This is a genomic window from Nocardia puris (assembly GCF_003315035.1).
Classification (GTDB): Bacteria; Actinomycetota; Actinomycetes; order Mycobacteriales; family Mycobacteriaceae; genus Nocardia; species Nocardia puris.
This window is the reverse complement of record NZ_QNRE01000001.1, coordinates 816,386-836,963: the sequence shown is the minus strand read 5'-3', so window position 1 is coordinate 836,963 and position 20,578 is coordinate 816,386. Positions and strand designations below refer to the sequence as shown.

The following is a 20,578-nucleotide window of genomic DNA, read 5'->3' as shown; positions in this document are numbered from 1 at the left end:
GACAGGTCGGGGGATGTCCGCGGTCGCGCTAGGCCTGGCGGAGCAGCCCGGCGGCGAGTCGCCGGGCGGTGGCGATCTCGGCGTCCTGATCGAAGCCGGGATCGGAGGCGACGCGCGCGAAGAACCCCTCCACCAGGGCGGAGAGCCAGGTCGCGGCGCTGTCCGGGTCGAGCGCGGAATCGATAGCGCCACGGTCGATTCCGGCCCGGACGGCGGTGGCGAACGTCTCCCGGGTCTCCCGGTCGGTGGTGCGGAAGACCGCCGCAAGTTCGGGGTCGCGATGGGCCTGCGCCCACATCTCGAACGCCAGTCCCGCCACGTGCCGGTCGGCCGCGAGGCGGCAGAAGCCCTCGATCGTGTCCAGCAGCGCGGCCCTCGGGTCGGGGGCGTCGGCCAAGCCCGCCATCCGCGCGGCGGTGCGCTCCCGATCCCGTTCGGCCACGCCGAGCAGGACGTCGTGCTTGGTGGGGAAGTAGTGGAACAGGTTGCCGGTGCTCATCCCGGCCGCCTTGCAGATGTCGGCGGTGCGGGTGGCGTCGTAGCCGTGCTCGGCGAACAGCGCCGCCGCCGCGGCGAGAAGGGCTTCCCGCCGCGCCGCGTACTGCTCGGGGTCGACTTTGCGCATGATCAACACTGTGGCGGCTCGGGTGACGGACGCGGCGCGCGGGGGTGCGTACCGGCTAGCGGCCCTCTCCGGCGGGCCTGTCGGGCTGGGCCATGAGGTGGAAGAACTGGATCGCCTGGATGACGAGATTCGGTCCGCCGACCAGGATCGTGCCCGCGACCACACCGGCCGCCGCGCCCACCACCATGCCCGCGACGCACCCGGCGATCGGGCCGCCGAGCGGCAGCAGCGGCCAGGTCAGCGGCACGGCGGCACCGAGCAGGCAGCCCAGGCTGCCGCCGATGACGGTGCCGATCAGGGAGCCGACGGCGGTGCCGAAGGTCAACTGCGGCGCGATGATCCCGATGACGCGGGGCAGCTTCGCCAGCAGATCGCCGGGGCCGGCGATCTGGGTCGCCACCGCACCCGGTTCGGGTCTGGTGGGAGTCAGCGTCGCGCGGTTGCCCTCGGCGGTCGCCGCGATCGGATAACTCCTGTCGCCGAACCGGTACTCGAGGGGGAGTAGATCGAGGGCGTTCGCTCCCGGCCGACCGGCACGCAACTGGCCGTCGGCGGTGTGAAACACGGTATCGGCGCTCTCGACGACGACACTGTCACCTTCGACGCGGGCGGTGAAGCCGATGGCGGGCGCGGGCGGGGGAGCGGGGTGCGCCGCAGCGGGAACCGTTGTACTACAGGCGATGACGGCGGCGCCGAGTGCGGCGGCGGTGAGCGTGGCGAGACGCATGATTGGATCCGATCTCCCGGAATTAATAATTCATTGAGTAGTCACTTAAATATAAAGCGGGTCCGGTGCGCGGGCAAGGCGGAACGGCGACAGGCCCGGGAAGCCGGTCCCGGGCCTGTCGACGGGTGGGGGTCAGCTCTGGGTGGGTACCGGGCGGTAGAACCACTCCTCGAGGTCGAAGTCCTCACGGATCTTGCCCTCGTCGACGAGGAACTTCTTGGTGCCCGTCAGCAGGGTCACGCCGCGTTCGGGGAAGGGGGTGTCGGGGATGTAGGTGCGGTCGGCACCGGCGCGGACCACGGCTTCGGGCGCCTTCGACTGGGCCACTTCGTAATTCACGTAATCGTCCCAGTGCTGGGCGGCATAGGTGTTGGCTTCGGTGAGCGCGGCCTGCCAGGCCGGGCCGAAGTCCGCGTGCGTGTCGAGGAAGGCCTGGCTGCTGACCGCCACGGAGGTGCCCGCGAGGTCGGGGTGGCTGTCGCGGACCGAGTCGATCTGCCGGAATCCCTTGGCCAGGAACGCTTGCAGGAACGAGGACGGGTCGGTGTCGGGCAGCGCCGCCGCGATGTCGCCGTTGTTGAGCGGCGCCTCCGCGCGGGGATCGACGCGTGCGCCGAAAGGTTCAGTGGCGGTGAATATTCCGGTGAACGCTTCACCCTCGGAATTCGCCGGGGCGCACCCCTTTCACGCGGGTGAACGCGACGCTGAGGGCGTAGCCGTCGCTGTAGCCGACACGCCGGGCGATCGTCGCGAGGGTGTCGTCGGTGTGGCGTAAGCGGTCGGCGGCCAAGGCGATTCGCCAGCTCGTCAGGTACGAGACCGGTGGTTCGCCGACGAGTTCGCCGAACCGGCGCGCGAACGCGGCGCGGGAGACGCCGACGGCGGCCGCCAGCGCGGCGACCGTCCACGGGTGGGCCGGATCGTCGTGGATGAGGCGCAGGGCGGGGCCCGCCACCGGATCGCCCAGCGCCCGGTACCAGCCGGGCGCGGTGGAATCGGCCCGGTCGAACCACGCGCGCAGCGTGCACACCAGCAGCAGGTCCATCGCCCGGTCCAGGATCACCTGCTGGCCCGGCCGGTCGGCCGCGATCTCGGCGGTGACCAGGTCCATCAACGGGGACTCGAGCTGGTCCGGCGGCACGATCAGCACCGGCGGCAGGGCGTCGAGCAGCCAGTCGCTCACCTCCGACCGGATCGGGTAGAGGCCGGTGACGAGCGCGGCGGGCGCCGCCGCGTGATCGCCCCACGTGTGCGGGCCGAGGAATCGCGACTCGGAGATGTCGCGGCCCAGGTCGTCGGTGCAGAAGTCGGCGGATTCGACCAGGACGCGCGGCGGGGTGCCCGGTGCGTCGGCGACCGCGTACGGCTCGGGGCCGCGCACGATCGCGATGCTGCCCGCCGTGAGCGGCACGGGGTCCCGGTCGTCGCGCAGTAGCCACCCGTCGCCGCCCACCATGGCCAGCACGGTCAGGGGGCTGCGGTCCAGGAACCGGATGTGCCACGGCGGATCCATGCGGGAGAGGCGGATCGAGGCGTGGCGGGCGCGCGTCTCGTGGAGCATCGAGTCCAGAAGGTCCACCCGTAGACGATCTCACATCGACCGTGGATGCGCGACCATTGGACGTCTCGCCCCGGTCGGATTCCATGAAGACATGACCTATCTCGTTCTGGGCGCCACCGGCAAGACCGGCCGCCATGTCGTTCCCGCCCTCACCGCGCGCGGCGTCACCGTGCGCGCCGTCTCCCGCGCCACCGGATTCCACTGGGAGGATCCGTCCACCTGGGACGAGGTCCTGGCTGGTGTGCGCGGCGTCTATCTCGTCGAGAACGACGAGAACCCCGATCCCGTAGCCGATTTCGCGAAGCGCGCGGCGGCGGCCGGCGTGCGCAGGCTGGTGTTCCTCTCGGCGCGCAGCGGCGACGCCGTCACCCTCGCGCCGAAGCGGGCGTCCGAGCGCGCTGTGGCGGAAGCGGGCGTGCCGTGGACCGCGCTGCGCCCGTCCTGGTTCACGCAGAACTTCACCGAGTTCCCGGTGTTCGCCGACCCGCTCGCGACCGGGGTGCTCCGACTGCCCACCGGCGACGGCCGCGAGCCGTTCATCGACACCCGCGATATCGCCGAGGTGGCCGCGGCCGCGCTCCTCGACGACGGCCACGAGGGCCGGATCTACGAGTTGACCGGTCCGCGGGCACTGAGTTTCCCGGAGTTCCTGGCCGAGTACGCCCAAACGACGGGGCGCGCACTGCGTTTCGAATCGGTGGGCGAGGAGCGGTATCGCGCCGACGCCGCGGCGGAGGGGATGCCGGAGGAATTCGCCGAACTGCTGGTCCGGCTGTTCCGCGAGATCCGCCACGACGGCGGCGCGAGCATCGCCCCGGGGGTGGCGGAAGTGCTCGGCCGCCCGCCGCGCGACCCCGCCGTGTGGATGCGTGAGCAAGCCGGGAAGTGACGAAAGCCGGTGCCGGATCGACTGATCCGGCACCGGCTTTCGCGCTGTGCGTCAGCCCCGGTACGGATGTTCGCCGTCCAGCGCCAGGTTCAGGTCCAGCACGTTCACCCTGGGCTCGCCGAGGAAGCCGAGCGTGCGGTCGCTGGTGTGCGCTTCGACCAGGGCGCGCACGCGGTCCTCGCCGATGCCGCGGGCCGCGGCGACGCGGGGGATCTGGATCGCGGCGTAGGCGGGCGAGATGTGCGGGTCCAGCCCGCTGCCGCTCGCGGTGACGGCGTCGGCGGGCACCACGGGATCGGCGGGCGCGTCACCGCGAATGGCGATGATGCGGCCCTCGGCGTAGTCGCGGCCCGGTTCGGCGCATTCCACCGACACGCCGAGGTACTCGGCGAGGAACGGGCTCGCCGGGCACAGCTCGTTGACGCTCACCACCGCGACGGGTTCGATGACCTCGCCCATGGCGTCGCGGGGCCCGATCACCGAGAGCGCCGCGCCGACACCGTCTTTCGTGCAGTACGGGCGGGAGCCGTCGACCCCCTCACGGTCGGCGATCTCCTTGCTGCGCGTGCAGACCGTGGTCAGCAGGCTGGTGCGGTCGGCGGTGTCCACGATGTCCTCCGGGCCCAGGTTGCTCGCCGACGTGGACATCGGGTCGTACCCGTCGCCCGCGCCCGACGGGCGGCTCTGGAAGTACTGGATCAGTGCCGCGCCGTCGGCGTCGGTGAAGGACTGGCCGATGAGGCTGCTGCCCACCACCTTTCCGTCCATCGTGACGAGCGAGCCGTCGGCCTTGCCGTTCAGCCCCGGCAGCTGCGCGACCGCGAAAACGGCCAGGGGATAGAGGATTCCGGTGATCGCCGTCAGCACCAACAGCGCGCGCAGTGCGGCGAGGTGCTGACGGACCCAAGTGGAGATACGCATATCAGGACATCCCGGGGAGGAATTGGACCAGCAGGTCGATGAGTTTGATGCCGACGAACGGGGCGACGAGACCGCCGAACCCGTACACGGTCAGGTTGCGGCTCAGCAGCGCCGACGCGTCGGCAGGCCGGTAACGCACACCGCGCAGTGCCAGCGGGATCAGCGCGACGATGACGAGCGCGTTGAAGATGACCGCCGACAGGATTGCCGACTGCGGGCTGGCCAGCCGCATCACGTTGAGCAGGTCCAGCCCCGGGTACAGGCCCACGAACAGCGCCGGGATGATCGCGAAGTACTTGGCGATGTCGTTGGCGATGGAGAACGTGGTGAGCGCGCCCCTGGTGATGAGCAGCTGTTTGCCGATCTCCACGATCTCGATGAGCTTGGTCGGATCGGAGTCCAGATCGACCATGTTGCCTGCCTCTTTGGCCGCCGACGTGCCGGTGTTCATCGCCACGCCCACATCGGCCTGGGCCAGCGCGGGGGCGTCGTTGGTGCCGTCGCCGGTCATGGCGACCAGCCGGCCGCCGTCCTGCTCCTTCTTGATCAGGGCGAGCTTGTCCTCCGGCGTGGCCTCGGCGAGGAAGTCGTCGACACCGGCCTCGTCGGCGATCGCCTTGGCGGTCAACGGATTGTCGCCGGTGATCATGACGGTGCGGATGCCCATCCGGCGCATCTCGTCGAAGCGCTCCCGCATGCCCTGCTTCACAACGTCCTTCAGATGGACGACGCCGAGCACGCGGGCCTTTCCATCGCGGACCTCGCCGACGACGAGCGGTGTGCCACCCGAGGCGGACACGCCGTCGACGGTGACGCCGACCTCGCGCGGAATCGAACCACCTAGTGCGCGAACCCATTCGGTGACCGCGCTGGCGGCACCCTTGCGCAGCGCGTGCCCGCCGGGCAGGTCCACGCCGGACATGCGGGTCTGGGCGGTGAACTCCACCCAGGTGGCGCCGGTGAGCTCGCCCGGCGTGCGTTCCCGCTTGCCGTGGGCGTTCTTGGCGTACACCACGATCGAGCGGCCCTCGGGCGTTTCGTCGGCGAGACTGGACAATTGGGCCGCGTCGGCCATCTCGTCGGCCGAAATGCCCGGCATCGGCACGAATTCCGAGGCATGCCGGTTGCCGAGGGTGATGGTGCCGGTCTTGTCCAGCAGCAGCGTGTTCACATCGCCCGCGGCCTCGACCGCGCGCCCCGACATGGCCAGCACGTTGCGCTGCACGAGGCGGTCCATGCCCGCGATGCCGATGGCCGACAGCAGCGCGCCGATCGTGGTCGGGATCAGGCAGACCAGCAGCGAGACCAGCACGATCCCGGTGATGCCGTGGCCGTCCAGCGCGAGCGAATCGGGCACGCCCGGACTGGACTCCTTGGCGAAGATCGCCAGCGGCTGCACCGTGACGACCGCGAACAGGAAGATGATCGTGAGCGCGGCCAGCAGGATGTTGAGCGCGATCTCGTTCGGCGTCTTCTGCCTGCTCGCGCCTTCGACCAGGGCGATCATCTTGTCGATGAAGCTGCGGCCCGGCTCCTGGGTGATCCGCACGACGATGCGGTCCGAGAGTACGGTCGTGCCGCCGGTGACGGCGCTGCGGTCGCCGCCGGATTCCCGGATGACGGGGGCGGATTCGCCGGTGATGGCCGACTCGTCCACCGAGGCGATGCCCTCCACGACATCGCCGTCACCGGGGATGACCTGACCGGCCTCGACGACGACGTGGTCGCCACTGCGCAGTTCGGGGGCGCGGACCTCCGCCTCGACCACCCGCCCGCCGGGCGCCCAGTCGACCAGGCGGCGGGCGACGGTGTCGGTCTTGGCCTTGCGCAGGGTGTCGGCCTGCGCCTTGCCGCGCCCCTCGGCCACCGCCTCGGCCAGGTTGGCGAAAACGACCGTGAGCCACAGCCATACGACGATCGCCCAGGCGAAGAAGCTCGGGTCGGCGAGCGCGAGCACGGTGGACCAGACCGCGCCGAGCTCCACGATCAGCATGACCGGGTTGTGCCACAGCGTGCGCGGGTCGAGTTTGCGCAACGCCTCGGGCAGAGAGGTCAGCAGCATCGTGGGGTCGAACGGGCCGCCGGACACCCTGTGCTCGCGGCTGGGGGCGTCCGCCCGCGGTTTCTCGGTGAGTTCCGGTGTGGTGGTGGGCATATCAGTGGATTCCTTCGGCGAGTGGCCCGAGCGCGAGTGCGGGGAGGAAGGTGAGGGCGACGAGGATCACCGTCACGCCGACGACCAGGCCCACGAACTGCGGGCGGTGGGTCGGCAGCGTGCCGATCGACGCGGGGGAGCGGCCCTGCGCGGCCAGCGAACCCGCCAGGGCGAGCACGAAGATGATCGGCAGGAACCGGCCGAACAGCATCGCGAGGCCGAGGGCGGTGTTGTACCACTCGGTGTTGCCGGTGAGGCCCGCGAACGCCGAGCCGTTGTTGTTGGCCGCGGAGGTGAAGGCGTACAACACCTCCGACAGTCCGTGCGGCCCGGAGTTGAGCATGCTGTCGCGCTGTCCGGGCATGGCCATGGCGATCGCGGTGAAGATCAGCACCAGCAGCGGACTGACCAGGAAATACGCCGCGGCCAGCTTGATCTCGCGCGGGGTGATCTTCTTGCCCAGGTACTCCGGTGTGCGCCCGACCATGAGTCCCGCGACGAACACGGTGATCACGGCGAGGATGAGCATGCCGTACAGGCCCGAGCCGACACCGCCGGGTGCGACTTCACCGAGCTGCATGTTGAGCATGAGCATCAGGCCGCCGAGGCTGGTGTAGGAGTCGTGGAACGAGTCCACCGCTCCGGTCGAGGTGAGTGTGGTCGCGGCCGCGAACGTGGCCGAATTCGCCACGCCGAAGCGGGTTTCCACGCCCTCGGTGGCCGCGCCGACGGCGTCGGGCACGGTGCCGTTGTGCTGGAGCTGGAACACGGTGGTGAGCGCGATGCTCGCCAACGCGATGACGCTCATGACGGCGATGATCGCGTAACCCTGTTTGACGCTGCCCACCATGCGGCCGAAGGCGCGCGGCATGGCCGTCGGGATCAGCAGGATCAGGAAGATCTCGAACCAGTTGGTCCACGTGGTCGGGTTCTCGAACGGGTGCGCGGAGTTGGCGTTGTAGAAGCCGCCGCCGTTGGTGCCGAGTTCCTTGATGGCCTCCTGCCCGGCCACCGGCCCGCCGGGAATGGTCTGCTGCGCGCCGGCGACGGTCTGGGCGACCTGCTCGTGCAGCTGGAAGTTCTGGATCACGCCGCCCGCGACGAGCACGACGGCGCCGACGAAGGCGATCGGCACCAGGATGCGGATCGTGCCGCGCACCAGATCGACCCAGAAGTTGCCCAGTTCGCCGGTGTCGCGCCGGGCGAAGCCGCGCACCAGCGCGACCGCGACCGCCATGCCGACCGCGCCCGAGACGAAGTTCTGCACCGCCAGGCCCGCCATCTGCACCAGGTGGCCCTGGGTGGACTCGCCGGAGTAGTTCTGCCAGTTCGTGTTCGTGACGAAGCTGACCGCCGTGTTCCACGCCAGCGCGGGCGTCATCTCGGTGGCCGGATCGTTCAGGTGCAGCGGCAGCTTGCCCTGGACCAGCTGGAAGAAGAACAGGAACAGGATGCCGACCGCCGAGAACGCGAGCACGCTGCGCGCGTACACCGGCCAGCTCTGCTCCACTTCGGGTTTCGCGCCGATGGCCCGGTAGAGGAGCCGTTCGGCGCGGGAGTGCGTGGTCGCGCTGTACACCCGGTGCAGGTAGTCGCCGAGCGGCACGTGCACCAAGGCCAGCGCGAGGATCAGGGACGCCACGAAGACGATCCCCGCCGTGGTCGTGTTCACCTAGAACCTCTCGGGGTACAGCAGCGCGGCGACGAGGAACACCGCGACAAGGACGGCCAGCGCGAGACCGATCACGTTCGCGATCACAGTTTCTCGACCCCCCGTTGGATCAGGCCGAGCAGCGCGAACAGCGCGACGGTCAGTGCCGTGAACACCACGACGGACATGACTCTCCTACCTCCTGCGGTCCCGGCGATCGGGACGCGCGAGGTCCGAGTCAAGCGCCGATGCGGGCGCGTGGATGGGTCCCTGACGAGTTCTTGGCGTCGCGGCGCGCGGACTTGACGGTTCGTTGACGAGATCCGCGGGGTGACCGGGGACGCGGCCGGTGCGGCGAATGTCGTCAAAGCGGCGGCGGTGAGCGTCAAGAAATCGTAAAGATCCAGGTCGGCGCGTTTCGCGGCGGTAGAAATCGACGGGTCGGACGAGTGGAAAGCACTACCCGCCCGGTGGTCGATCCCGCCCGTGGAGAGGAATGAGATGTCGGTCGTGACCGTCGCGCTGCTCACCGGATTCGTGCTGGGCGCGCTGACGATCCGTGTGTTCGCGCTGCGCGAGCGGCGCCGGGTGCGCCTGAGGACGTACCGCACCGGTGGCTGAGGGAGTCGGTACCGCGTCGGCGCCGCGGTGTGGCCGATGGCGCAGGATGATCGGATGAGAGACGGCAAGCTGCGGATCTACCTCGGCGCCGCGCCCGGCGTCGGGAAGACCTACGCCATGCTCGCCGAGGCGCACCGGCGGCTGGAGCGCGGGCGCGACGTGGTGGCGGCGGTGGTCGAGACCCACGGGCGCACCAAGACCGCCGAACTGCTGGAGGGCATCGAACGGATACCGCCCAAGCTGGTGGAGTACCGCGGCGCGGTGTTCCCCGAGCTCGACGTCGAGGCGGTGCTGCGCCGCGCGCCCGCCGTGGCGCTGGTGGACGAACTCGCCCATACCAACACTCCCGGCAGCGGCAACGAGAAGCGCTGGCAGGACGTCGCCGAACTGCGCGACGCGGGCATCGACGTGATCTCCACGGTGAACGTGCAGCACCTGGAGAGCCTCAACGACGTGGTGGAGCGCATCACGGGCGTGCGGCAGCGCGAGACGGTGCCCGATGCCGTCGTGCGCGGCGCCGAGCAGATCGAGCTGGTCGACATCACTCCGGAAGCATTGCGGCGCAGGCTTTCCCACGGCAACGTGTACGCCGCCGACAAGGTGGACGCCGCGTTGCGCAACTATTTCCGTCCCGGGAACCTCACCGCGCTGCGCGAGCTGGCGCTGCTGTGGCTGGCCGACCAGGTCGACGCCGCCCTGGCGAAGTACCGGGCCGAGCACCACATCACCGAACCGTGGGAAGCGCGTGAGCGGGTGGTGGTCGCGGTGACCGGCGGCCCCGAATCGGAGACGATAGTGCGCCGCGCCGGGCGCATCGCCACCAAATCCAGCGCCGAGCTGATGGTGGTGCACGTCGTGCGCGGCGACGGGCTGGCCGGGGTCTCCGCCGAGCGCCTGGCGCGGCTGCGGGAACTGGCCGCGAGCCTCGACGCGAGCCTGCACACCGTCACCGGCGACGACGTGCCGGGCGCCCTGCTCGAATTCGCCACCGAGGTCAACGCCACGCAATTGGTGCTCGGCACCTCGCGGCGCTCCCGGTGGGCGCGCATGGTCGACGAGGGGATCGGCGCCTCGGTCGTGCAGCGCTCGGGCAAGGTCGACGTGCACATGGTCAGCCACGAGGAGGCCAATCGCGGGTGGCGATGGCGCACCCTGGTGCCGCGCCAGCCCGCGCTGGCCTGGCCCGCCGCCGTCCTGGTGCCGCTGCTGGTGTCGCTGCTCAGTGCCGCCGTCCTGGACCGGCACCTGGAGCTGGGCGGACTGAGCGCGGTGTTCTTCGTCGGCGTCGTCACCGTGGCGCTGCTGGGCGGCGTGCTGCCCGCCGCGTGCTCGGCGCTGCTGTCGGGGCTGATGCTCAACTGGTTCTTCACCGGCCCGCGCTACAGCCTCACGATCGCCGAGCCCGACAACTTCATCACCATCGTGGTGATGCTGTTCGTCGCCGTGGCGGTCGCGGCGCTGGTCGACGTCGCCGCCAAGCGAACGGGACAGGCGCGCAAGGCTTCCCGAGAGGCGGAACTGCTGGCGGCCTTCGCCGGGGCGGTCCTGCACGGTGCGGATCTGCCCGGGATGCTCGAGCAGGTGCGCGAGACCTTCGGGATGCGCGGGGTGAGCATGGTCGGCGGGGGCCGGGTGCTCGCGAGCGTCGGACCGGAGGCGCCCGCGAACACCGCCGCCGCCGACACGGTCGTGGAGGCGGGGGACGGTTCGGGCGCGCTGCTGCTGGCGGGGCCGACACTGGGCGCGGCGGACCTGTCGATCCTGGTCGCCGTCGCGAATCAGGCCGCCGGGCTGGTCCGCCAGTCGCGGCTGGCCGAGGAGGCCAAGGCCGCCGCCGCGCTGTTCGAGGCCGACCGGCTGCGGCGGGCGCTGCTCTCGGCGGTCGGCCACGACCTGCGCACGCCGCTGGCCGGGGCCAAGGCCGCCGTGTCCAGCCTGCGCAGTGACGATATCGAGTTCTCCGCCGAGGACACCGCCGAGTTGCTGGAGACGATCGAGGAATCCGTCGACCAGCTGACCGCGCTGGTGGACAACCTGCTGGATTCCTCGCGGCTGGCCGTCGGTGTGGTCCGGCCCACGCCGCGCCAGGTGTACGTGGACGAAGCGGTGCACCGCGCGCTGGTGAGCACCGGGATGGGCGCGCGCGGGCTGCGGCGCGCGGCGATCGGTCGCGTCGAGGTGGCGGTCGGGGAGGTGTCGGTGCTCGCCGACGCAGGTCTGCTGGACCGGGTGCTGGCCAACCTCATCGACAACGCGCTGCGGCATTCGCCGCGCGAGACGCCGGTGCGCGTCACCGCCGAGCGCGACGGCGACCGGGTGCTCATCGCGGTCGCCGACCGGGGCCCCGGCGTGCCGCCCGGCACCGAGGACCAGCTGTTCGAACCGTTCCAGCGGCTCGGTGATCGCGACAACACCACCGGCGTCGGCCTCGGCCTCTCGGTGGTCCGCGGGTTCGTCGAGGCGATGGACGGCACGGTGCACGCCGAACCGACGCCGGGTGGCGGACTGACCATGCTGGTCGAACTGCCCGCGGCCGGTGCGGGCGAATCGGCGGAGGCGGACGACGAGGCCGTTGCGGACCGGTTGGATCCCGGACCTGGCGGCGCGAATCCGGCGGGCGCGCACTCCGAGGTGGACGTCTCCGGGGCGGATGAGCGAATCGCAGACCGTCCGGGCGCGGAGCAGAGTGCGGACGGACCCGGCAGCGCCGACGACACGACGCGTGCCGGGAGACCGCGCGGCGTGCGGTGGCGATAGGACGATGAGCTGTGGACGATGGCGACCAGGGAGGTCGGTACGCGGATGACGGAGGTGGGCGAGTATGACGCGGTGCGGACGGATCCCGCGGTGAGCGAGGTCAGGCAGACCGCCGCGCCGGTGAAGGTGCTGGTCGTGGACGACGAACCGCAGATCGTGCGCGCCCTGCGCATCAACCTGTCGGTGCGCGGCTACGAGGTGAGCACGGCGGGCACCGGCACCGCCGCGCTGCGGGTGGCCGCCGACAAACACCCCGACGTGGTGATCCTCGATCTGGGACTGCCCGATATCGACGGCATCGACGTGCTGGCCGGGTTGCGCGGATGGAGCACGGTGCCGGTGCTCGTGCTGTCGGCGCGCACCGACTCCGCCGACAAGGTCGAGGCGCTGGACGCGGGCGCCGACGACTACGTCACCAAACCGTTCGGGATGGACGAGCTGCTGGCGCGGTTGCGCGCGGCCGTGCGGCGGGGCGCCTCGGGCGCCGACACCGGTGACGCGGTGGTGGTGACCGAATCGTTCACCGTCGATCTGGCCGCCAAACAGGTCACCAAGGACGGCGAACCCGTGCACCTCACACCCACGGAATGGGGGATGCTGGAGATGCTGGTGCGCAACCGCGGCAAGCTCGTGGGCCGCAAGGAACTGCTGCGCGAAGTGTGGGGTCCCTCCTACGCCACCGAAACCCATTATCTGCGCGTGTATCTCGCGCAGCTGCGCCGGAAACTGGAGCGCGACCCGTCCCATCCCAAGCACTTGCTGACCGAGGCGGGCATGGGATACCGCTTCCAGGTGTAGCCCGGCGGGCGGTGTGGCGGAGATCGCCCGCCCGGAATGGCGCCCGCGACGGTGCTGTTGCCAGGCGTGAAGCGACCGCTACGAGGATGGCAGGATCAGACCCATGGCTGAGAACACCGCTGCGACCGCGACCGGTACGTCATCGACCACGGGGGCCGCGAAACCGGGGGAGCCCACCACCCTGTGGGTCGAGCGCACCGGCACGCGGGCCTACACCGGGCGCAGCTCGCGCGGCGCCGAGGTGCTCATCGGCTCGCAGGGCGTGCCCGGCGTGTTCACCCCGGGCGAGCTGCTCAAGATCGCGCTGGCCGCCTGCTCGGGCCTGAGCGCCGACTTCCCGCTCTCACGCAAGCTCGGCGACAACTTCGACGCGACCATCCGCGTCTCGGGCGACCCCGATCGCGAGAACGAGGTGTACCCGCAGCTGGAGGAGGTGTTCGAGCTGGACCTCAGCGAACTCGACGAACAGGCCCGCGAACGCCTGCTGGTCACCGTGCAGCGGGCCATCGACAAGGTGTGCACCGTCGGGCGCACCCTGAAGGCGGGCAGCAAGGTGACGCTGTCCTTCGAGGTCGACGCCTGAGCGGGAGCGCGCCGCGGCGAAAGCTGGAACACACGGCGCGCCGGGAGGTGCGGGCGTGCGCGGCCGACCGGTGGCGGGACACGGGGGCGACACGGCCCCGGGCGAGTGAGGGGTGAGACGAGCATGAGCGAACCGACGGCGGGGACACCCGACGAGAACGTCCGGCTGGTGGCGTGGGTGCACGGTCTGGTGCAGGGTGTCGGGTTCCGATGGTGGACCCGGTCGCGCGCACTGGAATTGGGGCTGGTCGGCCACGCGCGCAACACCAGCGACGGGCGCGTGCACGTGATCGCGGAGGGGCCGCGAGTCGGGTGCGAGCGGTTGCTCGCACTGCTGCGCTCGCCGGATACGCCTGGCCGGGTGAGTCTGGTTGTGGAAAGCTGGGAGCCCGCGCGGGGTGATATGACGGGATTCGAGGAGCGCTGAGTGGTGGGTCCGACGGTGACGGGGAGGGATCGGTGAGCACGCAGAACCCGGGAGACGACCAGCGGCCACCTGATCGGCCCGGCGGGGAACCCGACTGGGCCAGGCCCGAACTCAACATCCCGGAGCCGGGGCAGACGGGGCCGGACGAGCCGGGGCAGCAAGGCCCGGCCGGTCAACCGTGGCAGCAGGGTTCGGCCGGGCAGCCGTGGCAGCCGCCGGAGCAGGGGCAGCCGGGAGTTCCGCCGGGGCAGGAACAGCCCGCTGTGCCGCCCTCCGGTCCGCGTCCCGGCAGCATCCAACGGCAGGAACCCGGTGTCACCCAGCCGCGCCCGCCCACCGTGGCCGAGGCGCGCGCCAGGGACAAGGCGCGCCGCGACGCCGCCGCGGCGGCAGCGGCAGCGGCGGCCGCCGCGGATGCCAAGCGCCGCACCCGCAATCGGGTGCTGATCGGCGGCGTCGCCATCGTCGGCGTGGCCGGATTGGTCGGCGGCGGCTACCTCGCCTACCGCGCGCTGAACGCCGAACAGGTCACGGCCTACTGCGTGAAGTACGAGGACGGACAGGAAGTCGTCGTCGAGGACCGTTACTGCGAGGGCAGCAATGGTGGCTCCGGCGGCGGCTCGTTCGTCGTGCTCGGTGGCGGCCCGCAGTACCGGTACTACTACGGCGGCAACAACACCGTCGGCAAGCCGCCCGTCGGCGGCACCACGGTGAAACCCAAAGGCGCCGAGATCAAGACGCGCTCGGGCACCACCATCCAGCGCGGCGGGCTCGGCAGCAAGAGCACCGGCGGCGGCTCCTGATGCGCCGGGTACGCGGCACACCGCGACCGGGCTGGCAGCAGATCATCGAGAACCAGGGGCTCGTCTACGGCTCACCCGGACGCGACTCTAGCGGACTGCCGCGGCCGTACTGGGATGAGTCGGTGCACTACGAGTTCGCGATGGATGAGATCCTCGCGCTGGAAGCCGATGTCGAACTGCTGCACTCGATGTGCCTCAACGCGGTCGAACACGTGATCCTCACCGAGCGGTTCGCGGATTTCGGTCTGCCCGACTGGAGTTGGGGGCCGATCGCCGAATCCTGGCGCCGCGGTGACCCGTACGTCTACGGGCGCTTCGACCTGCGCTACGACGCGCGCAAACCCGCGAAACTGCTGGAGTACAACGCGGATACGCCCACCTCGCTGCTGGAGGCGGCGATCGTGCAGTGGCACTGGCTGACCGACGTGTTCCCCGGCAGCGACCAGTGGAACTCCTTGCACGAGAAGCTGGTCGAGCGCTGGACCGAGGTGCGCGCGACCCTGCCCTCGCCGCAGTTGCACTTCACCTGGTCGGGGGCCGACGCCACCGGCGAGGACAACGTCACGACCGCGTACCTGCAGGAGACCGCCGCCGAGGCCGGCTTCGACACCGTCGCGCTGCCCATCGAGGAAGTCGGATTCGACACGGAGCTGGCGCGTTTCGTGGATCTGGCCGAGGCGCCGATGGAGTCGGTGTTCAAGCTCTACCCGTGGGAGTGGGTGCTAGACGACGAGTTCGGCAAGCGCGTGGTGGAGAGCCTGCCCGCGACCATGTGGGTCGAACCGCTGTGGAAGACGCTGCTCAGCAACAAGGCGATCCTGGCGGTGCTGTGGGAGATGTACCCCGGCCACCCGAACCTGTTGCCCGCCTACCTGGATCAGCCCAACGAGCTCACCGAGTACATCCGCAAACCGAAGCTCGGGCGCGAGGGCGCGAACATGACCATCGTCGGCGCCGGCATGGAGACCGCCACCGGCGGCGTGTACGGCGCGGAGGGTTTCGTGTACCAATTGCTCGACCCGCTACCGGTGTTCGACGACATGCGCCCCGTGCTGGGGGCGTGGCTGGTCGGCGACACCGCCGCCGGGCTCGGCATCCGCGAGACCGCCGGACTGATCACCGACGACGGCGCGGCCTTCGTGCCGCACCGCATACCCACCGAATAGACCACCCGCACAACACATTCCGGAAGGACCACGATGACCGCAGTCGCCCTCGAATCGGGGTACTGGAGTTCGCTCGGCGAGGGCGTCGGAGCGATCCTGCTCTACGCCCTGGTCGGCCTGGCGCTGATGCTTGTCGGCTTCTTCGCCATCGACCTCACCACCCCCGGCCACCTGCGCGAGCTCGTCTCGGCGGGCAAGCCGAACGCGATCATCGTGACGGCGGCGGGCATGGTGAGCATGGCGTTCATCGTCGTGCTCGCCATCTACGCCTCGGCGGGCAGGCTCGCCGAGGGACTCATCGCCGCCCTCGTGTTCGGCCTGGTCGGCATCATCGCGCAGGTGATCTCCGTGCGGGCGCTGGAGCGGGTACTCGGCATCGACATCGGGGCGACGCTGCACTCCGATGTGCGCACCACCGAGGTGCTGGTGGTGGCCGCCGCGCACTTCGCCATCGGCCTGGTGGTCGCGTTCGCGATCCTCTGACCGCCCGCGGTCAGTGACCGCGCGCGATCCACTCCGCCAGGTGCGGTTTCTCCGCGCCGATGGTGGTGCCGTCGCCGTGCCCGGTGTGCACCGTCGTGTCCTCGGGGAGGGTGAGCAGGTGGTCGCGGATCGAGTCGATGATCGTGTCGAAATCGGAGTACGACCGGCCGGTGGCGCCGGGACCGCCCGCGAACAGGGTGTCGCCGGTGAACAGCGCGCCTTGCTCCGGTAGGTACAAGCTGACCGAACCGGGGGAGTGGCCCGGGGTGTGCAGCACGTCGATGTCGATGCCCGCCACCGTGATCCGCGACGTGTCCGCCAGGGACCGGTAGTCGGCGTCGGGGTGGGTCATGCGCCACAGCGGTTCGTCGCCGGGGTGCAGCAGCACCGGCGCGTCCAGCCGCTCGGCCAGCTCCGGCGCGACGGTGACGTGATCGTTGTGCCCGTGCGTGCACAGCACCGCGATTACGTGCCGTCCGCCGACGGCCTCGACGATCGGCGCGGCGTCGTGCGCGGCATCCACCACCAGCACCTCGCGCTCGTCCCCGATCAGCCAGACATTGTTGTCGACCTCCCACTCTCCACCATCGAGAGCGAACACACCCGAGGTAACCACTCGTTCGATACTCACTTCACCACCTCCAGAAACGGTCATACAAGACTCTTCGTCGACGCTTCATCAATCGGCGACAACTGATTTCACGAGCACGTGGGCAACTTTTCGGGGACCGGCTCACCCGACCCCCACCAGACTGGCTGACCGCCGCGAACGATCCCTGCATCTGACGCAGCCGGCTTGCACACATCGAGGCCGGCAAGAGGGTAGCCTGGCTCCTTGTTGGTTGTGGCGGATCACCAGCGGGCCTCTCAGCGCCCCTGAATCGCGGGTCGGCTCCGGACGGGAGACACGGTCCCCTCGCGCAGCGCACGCCGCCTCGCCGCCTCGAATTATCTGTGCTATCGGCACGAAACCTCGGAAAAGGAGCGCTCGACTATGCGTTGGACCACGAAGGTTACGGGTGTATCGGCGGTGGTTGCCGGTATCGGCGCCGCGATGATCGCGACGTCCGGTTCGGCGGCCGCCGAACCGCGCGATTGCGTACTCGACCGCACGCCGACCGGCGCCTCGGCGCACTGCGGCGGTGACGGGACCTACATCCTGGAAGTCGATTGCTTCGGGCTGAATCTGGCCGGGGGCAGCCCGGTGTTCGGTCCCTACAACAAGTCGGTGACCGGTTTCGGCGGCGATCCCGCTTCCCGCCCGGCGCGGGATTGCACGATGCCGTTGACCCTCGGACAGGTCGGAATTGCGGTTGATGCGCGAATCACCCCGTTCCCGACGCGGCCCGGCCTGCCCCCGAACGCCTGGGAATACGATCCCGGCCGCCGGTAGGCAACTCGTCACCACACGACGACCGAGCGCAGCACCTCGCCCGCGTGCATGGCGGTGAACGCCTTCTCCACCTGGTCCAGGGCGATGCGTTCGGTGACGAACTTCTCCAGCGGCAGCCGGCCCTGGCGGTACAACTCGACCAGCATCGGGAAGTCCCGCTCGGGCAGGCAGTCGCCGTACCAGGAGGACTTGAGCGCCCCGCCCCGGGAGAACAGGTCGATGAGCGGCATCTCGATCGTCATGTCCGGGGTGGGCACGCCGACCAGCACCACGGTGCCCGCCAGGTCGCGCGCGTAGAACGCCTGCTTCCAGGTCTCGGGGCGGCCCACGGCCTCGATCACCACATCGGCGCCGAAGTCGCCGGTGATCTCCCGGATGCGCTCCACGGCGTCCTCGGTGTTCGCGTCCACGGTGTGTGTGGCGCCGAAGTCGGTGGCCCAGCGCAGTTTTCCGGGGTCGCGGTCGACGGCGATGATGGTGCGCGCGCCCGCCAGCTTCGCGCCGGCGATGGCCGCGTCGCCCACGCCGCCGCAGCCGATCACCGCGACGGTGTCGCCGCGCGAGACGCCGCCGGTGTTCACGGCCGCGCCGATACCGGCCATCACGCCGCAGCCGAGCAGTCCGACGACCGCCGGGTCGGCCTCGGGATCGACCTTGGTGCACTGGCCCTCGTGCACCAGCGTCTTGTCGGCGAACGCGCCGATTCCCAGGGCCGGGCTGAGTTCGGTGCCGTCGGGCAGCGTCATCTTGCGGCTGGCGTTGCGGCTGTCGAAGCAGTACCAGGGGCGGCCGCGCTTACACGCCCGGCATTCGCCGCACACCGCGCGCCAGTTCAGCACCACGAAATCACCGGGCGTCACGTGGGTGACCGCCTCGCCGACGGTCTCGACCACGCCCGCGGCCTCGTGACCGAGCAGGAACGGGAACTCGTCGTTGATGCCGCCCTCGCGATAGTGCAGGTCGGTATGGCAGACGCCGCACGCCTGGACGCGAACCACCACGTCGTGCGGGCCGGGATCGGGAATGACGATGTCGACGAGTTCGACAGGGGAGCCGACGGTCCGGGCGATCACCCCGCGCACAGTCTCGGACACTATTCCTCCTCGATGCTCGTATGCCGATACCGGCATACGAGCCAGCGTATCGGCATCGCGCGCGTGCTCCCGCGAAACCAGTTGACATTCCACTGTGGGAGGAGCACTCTGGACTGACCAACATTCCATTGTGGAGGGTGGGAAGGTGAAGGGGATAGGAAATATGGACATCACGCCCGGAACCCGCGCATCCGATGCCGAGCGCGACCAGATCGTCCGGCAACTCGGCAGGCATATGTCCGAGGGCAGGCTGGACCTCGCGGAATACGACCAGCGGGTCGCCCGCGTCTACGGGACGACCACGCGCGAGGACCTGCAACTCGTCCTCGCGGACCTGCCGAAGCTCGAGCGCGAACGCGGCGCGACCACCACGGTCGCGAAGGCGCGCGGCCCGCGCATTCCGGTGTGGCAGCGCATCGAGGGCAGCGCCTGGCTCGGCGTCAGCGTGCTCGTACTGGTCATCTGGGGCGCCATCTCGCTCGGGGTCGGCGAACTCACCTACTTCTGGCCGATGTGGGTCATCGGGCCCTGGGGTGCGGTGCTCGTCTTCCGGATGCTCACCGGGTTCGAGTCCGGGCGCGGGTGCGGTGCGCCCAGGGTGCGCCGCGCCGGCTGAATTCTGTCGGAGGGGCTCCCCGGTCCGCCCTGTTGTGTCGGTCAGAGATAGCGGTGCGGACGTCGGCGCGGTGGCTCTTCGTCCTCGGGGTGGTCGGCGTACGGCGTTGCGGGAGTAGACGTTCGGGGCCATCGCTCGGGCGTAGACGACGGCGCGGCCGCGCCGCGCCGTCGATCCTGGTCCGCTCCGAGGCTCGAGGGTTCGCGATCGGTATATGTCCGGTGGTCCGCGCCGCCGCGGGGGGCTTCGTCGAAGGCCCAGCGGCCGCGCGGTTGTTCGTGGGGTGGGGCGGGTTCGTCAACGTGACGCCGTGACGGTTCGCGGCGATCGGGGACGAACCGGTCGGGTCCGGGCCTGCGATAGTTCGCGTCACCAGGTGCCGGGGGCCGCAAAGTCGGGTGTTCGGGCAGCGGCATGGACGGATGCGGGTCGCCGTCGGGTTGGGCCCGGCGCGACCACCGCGCTTCGTTCTCCCGCGCCGCCGCCTGCCGCCTGGCGATCACTCGCGGATCCGCCGCACGGGGACGACGCTCGGCGGGAGCCTGGGGCGACAGCTCGGGGCGCTCGGTCGCACGTCGCGAGGTGGGCCGGAAGATGGGCAACTTGTCGGTGATCCGGCTCGGATGCTCACCCTTCTCCCGGTAGGTGGCCGCGATGCCGTGCGCGCGCAACCATCCGCCGGGATCGGCGGCGGCCTCGGGCGTGAGCGTGGGCACCACCTCGTCCAGCAACGCGATCAGATCGCCGTCACCGCCGAGCGCCTTTCGCACCGCGTCGAACGTCGCGGGCCGGAACGTCCACGACCATTCGTGCCCGGCGTGCGGTCCCTCCTCGACGCGTCCGTGGAACACCAGGTTGCCGGACCCCGCGATGCGGGCCCGCACGCTGCGGTCGCCGGAATCGAACACGAACTCCTCGGGCGGCTCGTCCGGGCGGCCGCGGTCGGTGCGGGAGATCTCGAACCACGCCGTCACCATGGCTCCCACGCCCAGCGCGGCGGCCGCGCCCAGTTCGATCCACACGTCCAGGGGGATCACCTTGCGCGTCCGGTCGCAGGCGTGCAGGAACAGCAGGCAGCCCGCGACCAGCGCGGCGATGCGGGTCAGCCGCAAGGCCGTGCCGGTGTCGATCGAAGGTGCGCGCATCCGTTGACTGCTCCCGGGGAACGAGGCCACTTGCGGAGACAGAGAGGATCGTAGGCCGCCGCCACCGCGCGTGGCAGCCGACTCCGTCGCACCGGGTGCCGACCCGGACCGCCCGGTGGCCTCGGCAAACGCCGGGCATCCCGGATCCCCCGCTCCCGGCGTGT

At 70.4% G+C, this 20,578-nt stretch carries 22 protein-coding genes; 10 read left to right on the top strand and 12 right to left on the bottom strand.

Annotated features, from left to right (window positions below; translation table 11 throughout):
• Nucleotides 1–28: 28 nt before the first annotated feature.
• From DFR74_RS03870 to DFR74_RS03850, 4 genes are all read right to left on the bottom strand, one after another.
• Nucleotides 29–625 carry a TetR/AcrR family transcriptional regulator gene (locus DFR74_RS03870; protein ID WP_067509088.1) on the bottom strand — a complete coding sequence of 199 codons (597 nt, stop codon included), beginning with the start codon at nt 623–625 and terminating at the stop codon, nt 29–31.
• A 55-nt stretch (nt 626–680) separates the two neighbouring features.
• On the bottom strand, nt 681–1,352 hold the full coding sequence (locus DFR74_RS35815) for a hypothetical protein (RefSeq protein WP_067509061.1): 672 nt from the start codon (nt 1,350–1,352) through the stop codon (nt 681–683).
• A gap of 132 nt (nt 1,353–1,484) precedes the next feature.
• Complete coding sequence (locus DFR74_RS03855) at nt 1,485–1,802, bottom strand: hypothetical protein (protein ID WP_198161733.1); 318 nt, start codon at nt 1,800–1,802, stop codon at nt 1,485–1,487.
• A 202-nt stretch (nt 1,803–2,004) separates the two neighbouring features.
• Complete coding sequence (locus tag DFR74_RS03850) at nt 2,005–2,931, bottom strand: AraC family transcriptional regulator (protein WP_198161734.1); 927 nt, start codon at nt 2,929–2,931, stop codon at nt 2,005–2,007.
• Nucleotides 2,932–3,004: 73 nt separating this feature from the next.
• Between DFR74_RS03850 and DFR74_RS03845 the strand changes: the two genes are divergently transcribed.
• The gene (locus DFR74_RS03845) at nt 3,005–3,802 is read left to right on the top strand and encodes an NmrA family NAD(P)-binding protein (protein ID WP_067509063.1); all 798 of its coding nucleotides are present in this window, start codon (nt 3,005–3,007) and stop codon (nt 3,800–3,802) included.
• Nucleotides 3,803–3,853: 51 nt separating this feature from the next.
• Here the strand turns inward: DFR74_RS03845 and DFR74_RS03840 are convergent, their stop codons facing one another.
• The 5 genes from DFR74_RS03840 to DFR74_RS36570 are packed head-to-tail and all read right to left on the bottom strand — an operon-like array spanning nt 3,854 to nt 9,059.
• Nucleotides 3,854–4,723 carry a potassium-transporting ATPase subunit C gene (locus DFR74_RS03840; RefSeq protein ID WP_067509065.1) on the bottom strand — a complete coding sequence of 290 codons (870 nt, stop codon included), beginning with the start codon at nt 4,721–4,723 and terminating at the stop codon, nt 3,854–3,856.
• A 1-nt stretch (nt 4,724) separates the two neighbouring features.
• Complete coding sequence (gene kdpB / locus DFR74_RS03835; RefSeq protein WP_067509067.1) at nt 4,725–6,878, bottom strand: potassium-transporting ATPase subunit KdpB; 2,154 nt, start codon at nt 6,876–6,878, stop codon at nt 4,725–4,727.
• 1 nt (nt 6,879) lies between these two features.
• Entirely contained in the window at nt 6,880–8,550 is a 1,671-nt protein-coding gene (gene kdpA / locus DFR74_RS03830) for a potassium-transporting ATPase subunit KdpA (protein ID WP_067509069.1), read from the bottom strand.
• Nucleotides 8,551–8,625, bottom strand: a complete 75-nt coding sequence (gene kdpF / locus DFR74_RS37570; protein ID WP_267898895.1) for a K(+)-transporting ATPase subunit F — start codon at nt 8,623–8,625, stop codon at nt 8,551–8,553. It lies immediately after the preceding gene.
• 8 nt (nt 8,626–8,633) lie between these two features.
• Nucleotides 8,634–9,059, bottom strand: a complete 426-nt coding sequence (locus DFR74_RS36570) for a hypothetical protein (RefSeq protein WP_198161735.1) — start codon at nt 9,057–9,059, stop codon at nt 8,634–8,636.
• A gap of 145 nt (nt 9,060–9,204) precedes the next feature.
• Between DFR74_RS36570 and DFR74_RS03815 the strand changes: the two genes are divergently transcribed.
• The 7 genes from DFR74_RS03815 (at nt 9,205) to DFR74_RS03785 (ending at nt 16,166) form a co-directional block, all read left to right on the top strand.
• A complete protein-coding gene (locus tag DFR74_RS03815; RefSeq protein ID WP_269749367.1) occupies nt 9,205–11,907 on the top strand; it encodes a sensor histidine kinase in 2,703 nt (900 codons plus the stop codon).
• Between the two features lie 90 nt (nt 11,908–11,997).
• Nucleotides 11,998–12,705, top strand: a complete 708-nt coding sequence (locus DFR74_RS03810) for a response regulator (protein ID WP_269749368.1) — start codon at nt 11,998–12,000, stop codon at nt 12,703–12,705.
• Nucleotides 12,706–12,808: 103 nt separating this feature from the next.
• A complete protein-coding gene (locus tag DFR74_RS03805) occupies nt 12,809–13,288 on the top strand; it encodes an OsmC family protein (RefSeq protein ID WP_084537591.1) in 480 nt (159 codons plus the stop codon).
• 123 nt (nt 13,289–13,411) lie between these two features.
• On the top strand, nt 13,412–13,714 hold the full coding sequence (locus DFR74_RS03800; protein ID WP_067509072.1) for an acylphosphatase: 303 nt from the start codon (nt 13,412–13,414) through the stop codon (nt 13,712–13,714).
• A 32-nt stretch (nt 13,715–13,746) separates the two neighbouring features.
• On the top strand, nt 13,747–14,517 hold the full coding sequence (locus DFR74_RS03795) for a hypothetical protein (RefSeq protein ID WP_067509074.1): 771 nt from the start codon (nt 13,747–13,749) through the stop codon (nt 14,515–14,517).
• Entirely contained in the window at nt 14,517–15,683 is a 1,167-nt protein-coding gene (locus DFR74_RS03790; protein ID WP_067509075.1) for a glutathionylspermidine synthase family protein, read from the top strand. Before DFR74_RS03795 ends, DFR74_RS03790 begins: the two co-directional genes overlap by 1 nt.
• Nucleotides 15,684–15,716: 33 nt before the next feature.
• Complete coding sequence (locus DFR74_RS03785; RefSeq protein WP_067509078.1) at nt 15,717–16,166, top strand: DUF350 domain-containing protein; 450 nt, start codon at nt 15,717–15,719, stop codon at nt 16,164–16,166.
• 10 nt (nt 16,167–16,176) lie between these two features.
• Here DFR74_RS03785 and DFR74_RS03780 read toward each other — a convergent pair whose 3' ends face one another.
• Nucleotides 16,177–16,821: an MBL fold metallo-hydrolase gene (locus DFR74_RS03780; RefSeq protein WP_067509080.1), complete on the bottom strand. Its 645-nt coding sequence runs from the start codon at nt 16,819–16,821 to the stop codon at nt 16,177–16,179.
• Between the two features lie 339 nt (nt 16,822–17,160).
• Between DFR74_RS03780 and DFR74_RS03775 the strand changes: the two genes are divergently transcribed.
• Nucleotides 17,161–17,559: a hypothetical protein gene (locus DFR74_RS03775; protein WP_147265730.1), complete on the top strand. Its 399-nt coding sequence runs from the start codon at nt 17,161–17,163 to the stop codon at nt 17,557–17,559.
• Between the two features lie 8 nt (nt 17,560–17,567).
• On the opposite strand, the gene DFR74_RS03770 is transcribed toward DFR74_RS03775, so the two are convergent.
• The gene (locus tag DFR74_RS03770; protein ID WP_067509084.1) at nt 17,568–18,653 is read right to left on the bottom strand and encodes an S-(hydroxymethyl)mycothiol dehydrogenase; all 1,086 of its coding nucleotides are present in this window, start codon (nt 18,651–18,653) and stop codon (nt 17,568–17,570) included.
• A 163-nt stretch (nt 18,654–18,816) separates the two neighbouring features.
• Here DFR74_RS03770 and DFR74_RS03765 point away from each other — a divergent pair, with 163 nt between their 5' ends.
• The gene (locus DFR74_RS03765) at nt 18,817–19,269 is read left to right on the top strand and encodes a DUF1707 SHOCT-like domain-containing protein (protein WP_067509085.1); all 453 of its coding nucleotides are present in this window, start codon (nt 18,817–18,819) and stop codon (nt 19,267–19,269) included.
• Between the two features lie 41 nt (nt 19,270–19,310).
• Here the strand turns inward: DFR74_RS03765 and DFR74_RS03760 are convergent, their stop codons facing one another.
• A complete protein-coding gene (locus tag DFR74_RS03760) occupies nt 19,311–20,414 on the bottom strand; it encodes a hypothetical protein (RefSeq protein WP_067509086.1) in 1,104 nt (367 codons plus the stop codon).
• Nucleotides 20,415–20,578 lie beyond the last annotated feature (164 nt).

Bases quoted from the DNA above. Each gene is read 5' to 3' on its own strand.
- DFR74_RS03870 (WP_067509088.1), bottom strand. From the start codon at position 625: ATGCGCAAAGTCGACCCCGAGCAGTACGCGGCGCGGCGGGAAGCCCTT.
- DFR74_RS35815 (WP_067509061.1), bottom strand. From the start codon at position 1,352: ATGCGTCTCGCCACGCTCACCGCCGCCGCACTCGGCGCCGCCGTCATC.
- DFR74_RS03845 (WP_067509063.1), top strand. From the start codon at position 3,005: ATGACCTATCTCGTTCTGGGCGCCACCGGCAAGACCGGCCGCCATGTC.
- DFR74_RS03840 (WP_067509065.1), bottom strand. From the start codon at position 4,723: ATGCGTATCTCCACTTGGGTCCGTCAGCACCTCGCCGCACTGCGCGCG.
- kdpB (WP_067509067.1), bottom strand. From the start codon at position 6,878: ATGCCCACCACCACACCGGAACTCACCGAGAAACCGCGGGCGGACGCC.
- DFR74_RS03815 (WP_269749367.1), top strand. From the start codon at position 9,205: ATGAGAGACGGCAAGCTGCGGATCTACCTCGGCGCCGCGCCCGGCGTC.
- DFR74_RS03805 (WP_084537591.1), top strand. From the start codon at position 12,809: ATGGCTGAGAACACCGCTGCGACCGCGACCGGTACGTCATCGACCACG.
- DFR74_RS03800 (WP_067509072.1), top strand. From the start codon at position 13,412: ATGAGCGAACCGACGGCGGGGACACCCGACGAGAACGTCCGGCTGGTG.
- DFR74_RS03790 (WP_067509075.1), top strand. From the start codon at position 14,517: ATGCGCCGGGTACGCGGCACACCGCGACCGGGCTGGCAGCAGATCATC.
- DFR74_RS03785 (WP_067509078.1), top strand. From the start codon at position 15,717: ATGACCGCAGTCGCCCTCGAATCGGGGTACTGGAGTTCGCTCGGCGAG.
- DFR74_RS03780 (WP_067509080.1), bottom strand. From the start codon at position 16,821: ATGACCGTTTCTGGAGGTGGTGAAGTGAGTATCGAACGAGTGGTTACC.
- DFR74_RS03775 (WP_147265730.1), top strand. From the start codon at position 17,161: ATGCGTTGGACCACGAAGGTTACGGGTGTATCGGCGGTGGTTGCCGGT.
- DFR74_RS03765 (WP_067509085.1), top strand. From the start codon at position 18,817: ATGGACATCACGCCCGGAACCCGCGCATCCGATGCCGAGCGCGACCAG.
- DFR74_RS03760 (WP_067509086.1), bottom strand. From the start codon at position 20,414: ATGCGCGCACCTTCGATCGACACCGGCACGGCCTTGCGGCTGACCCGC.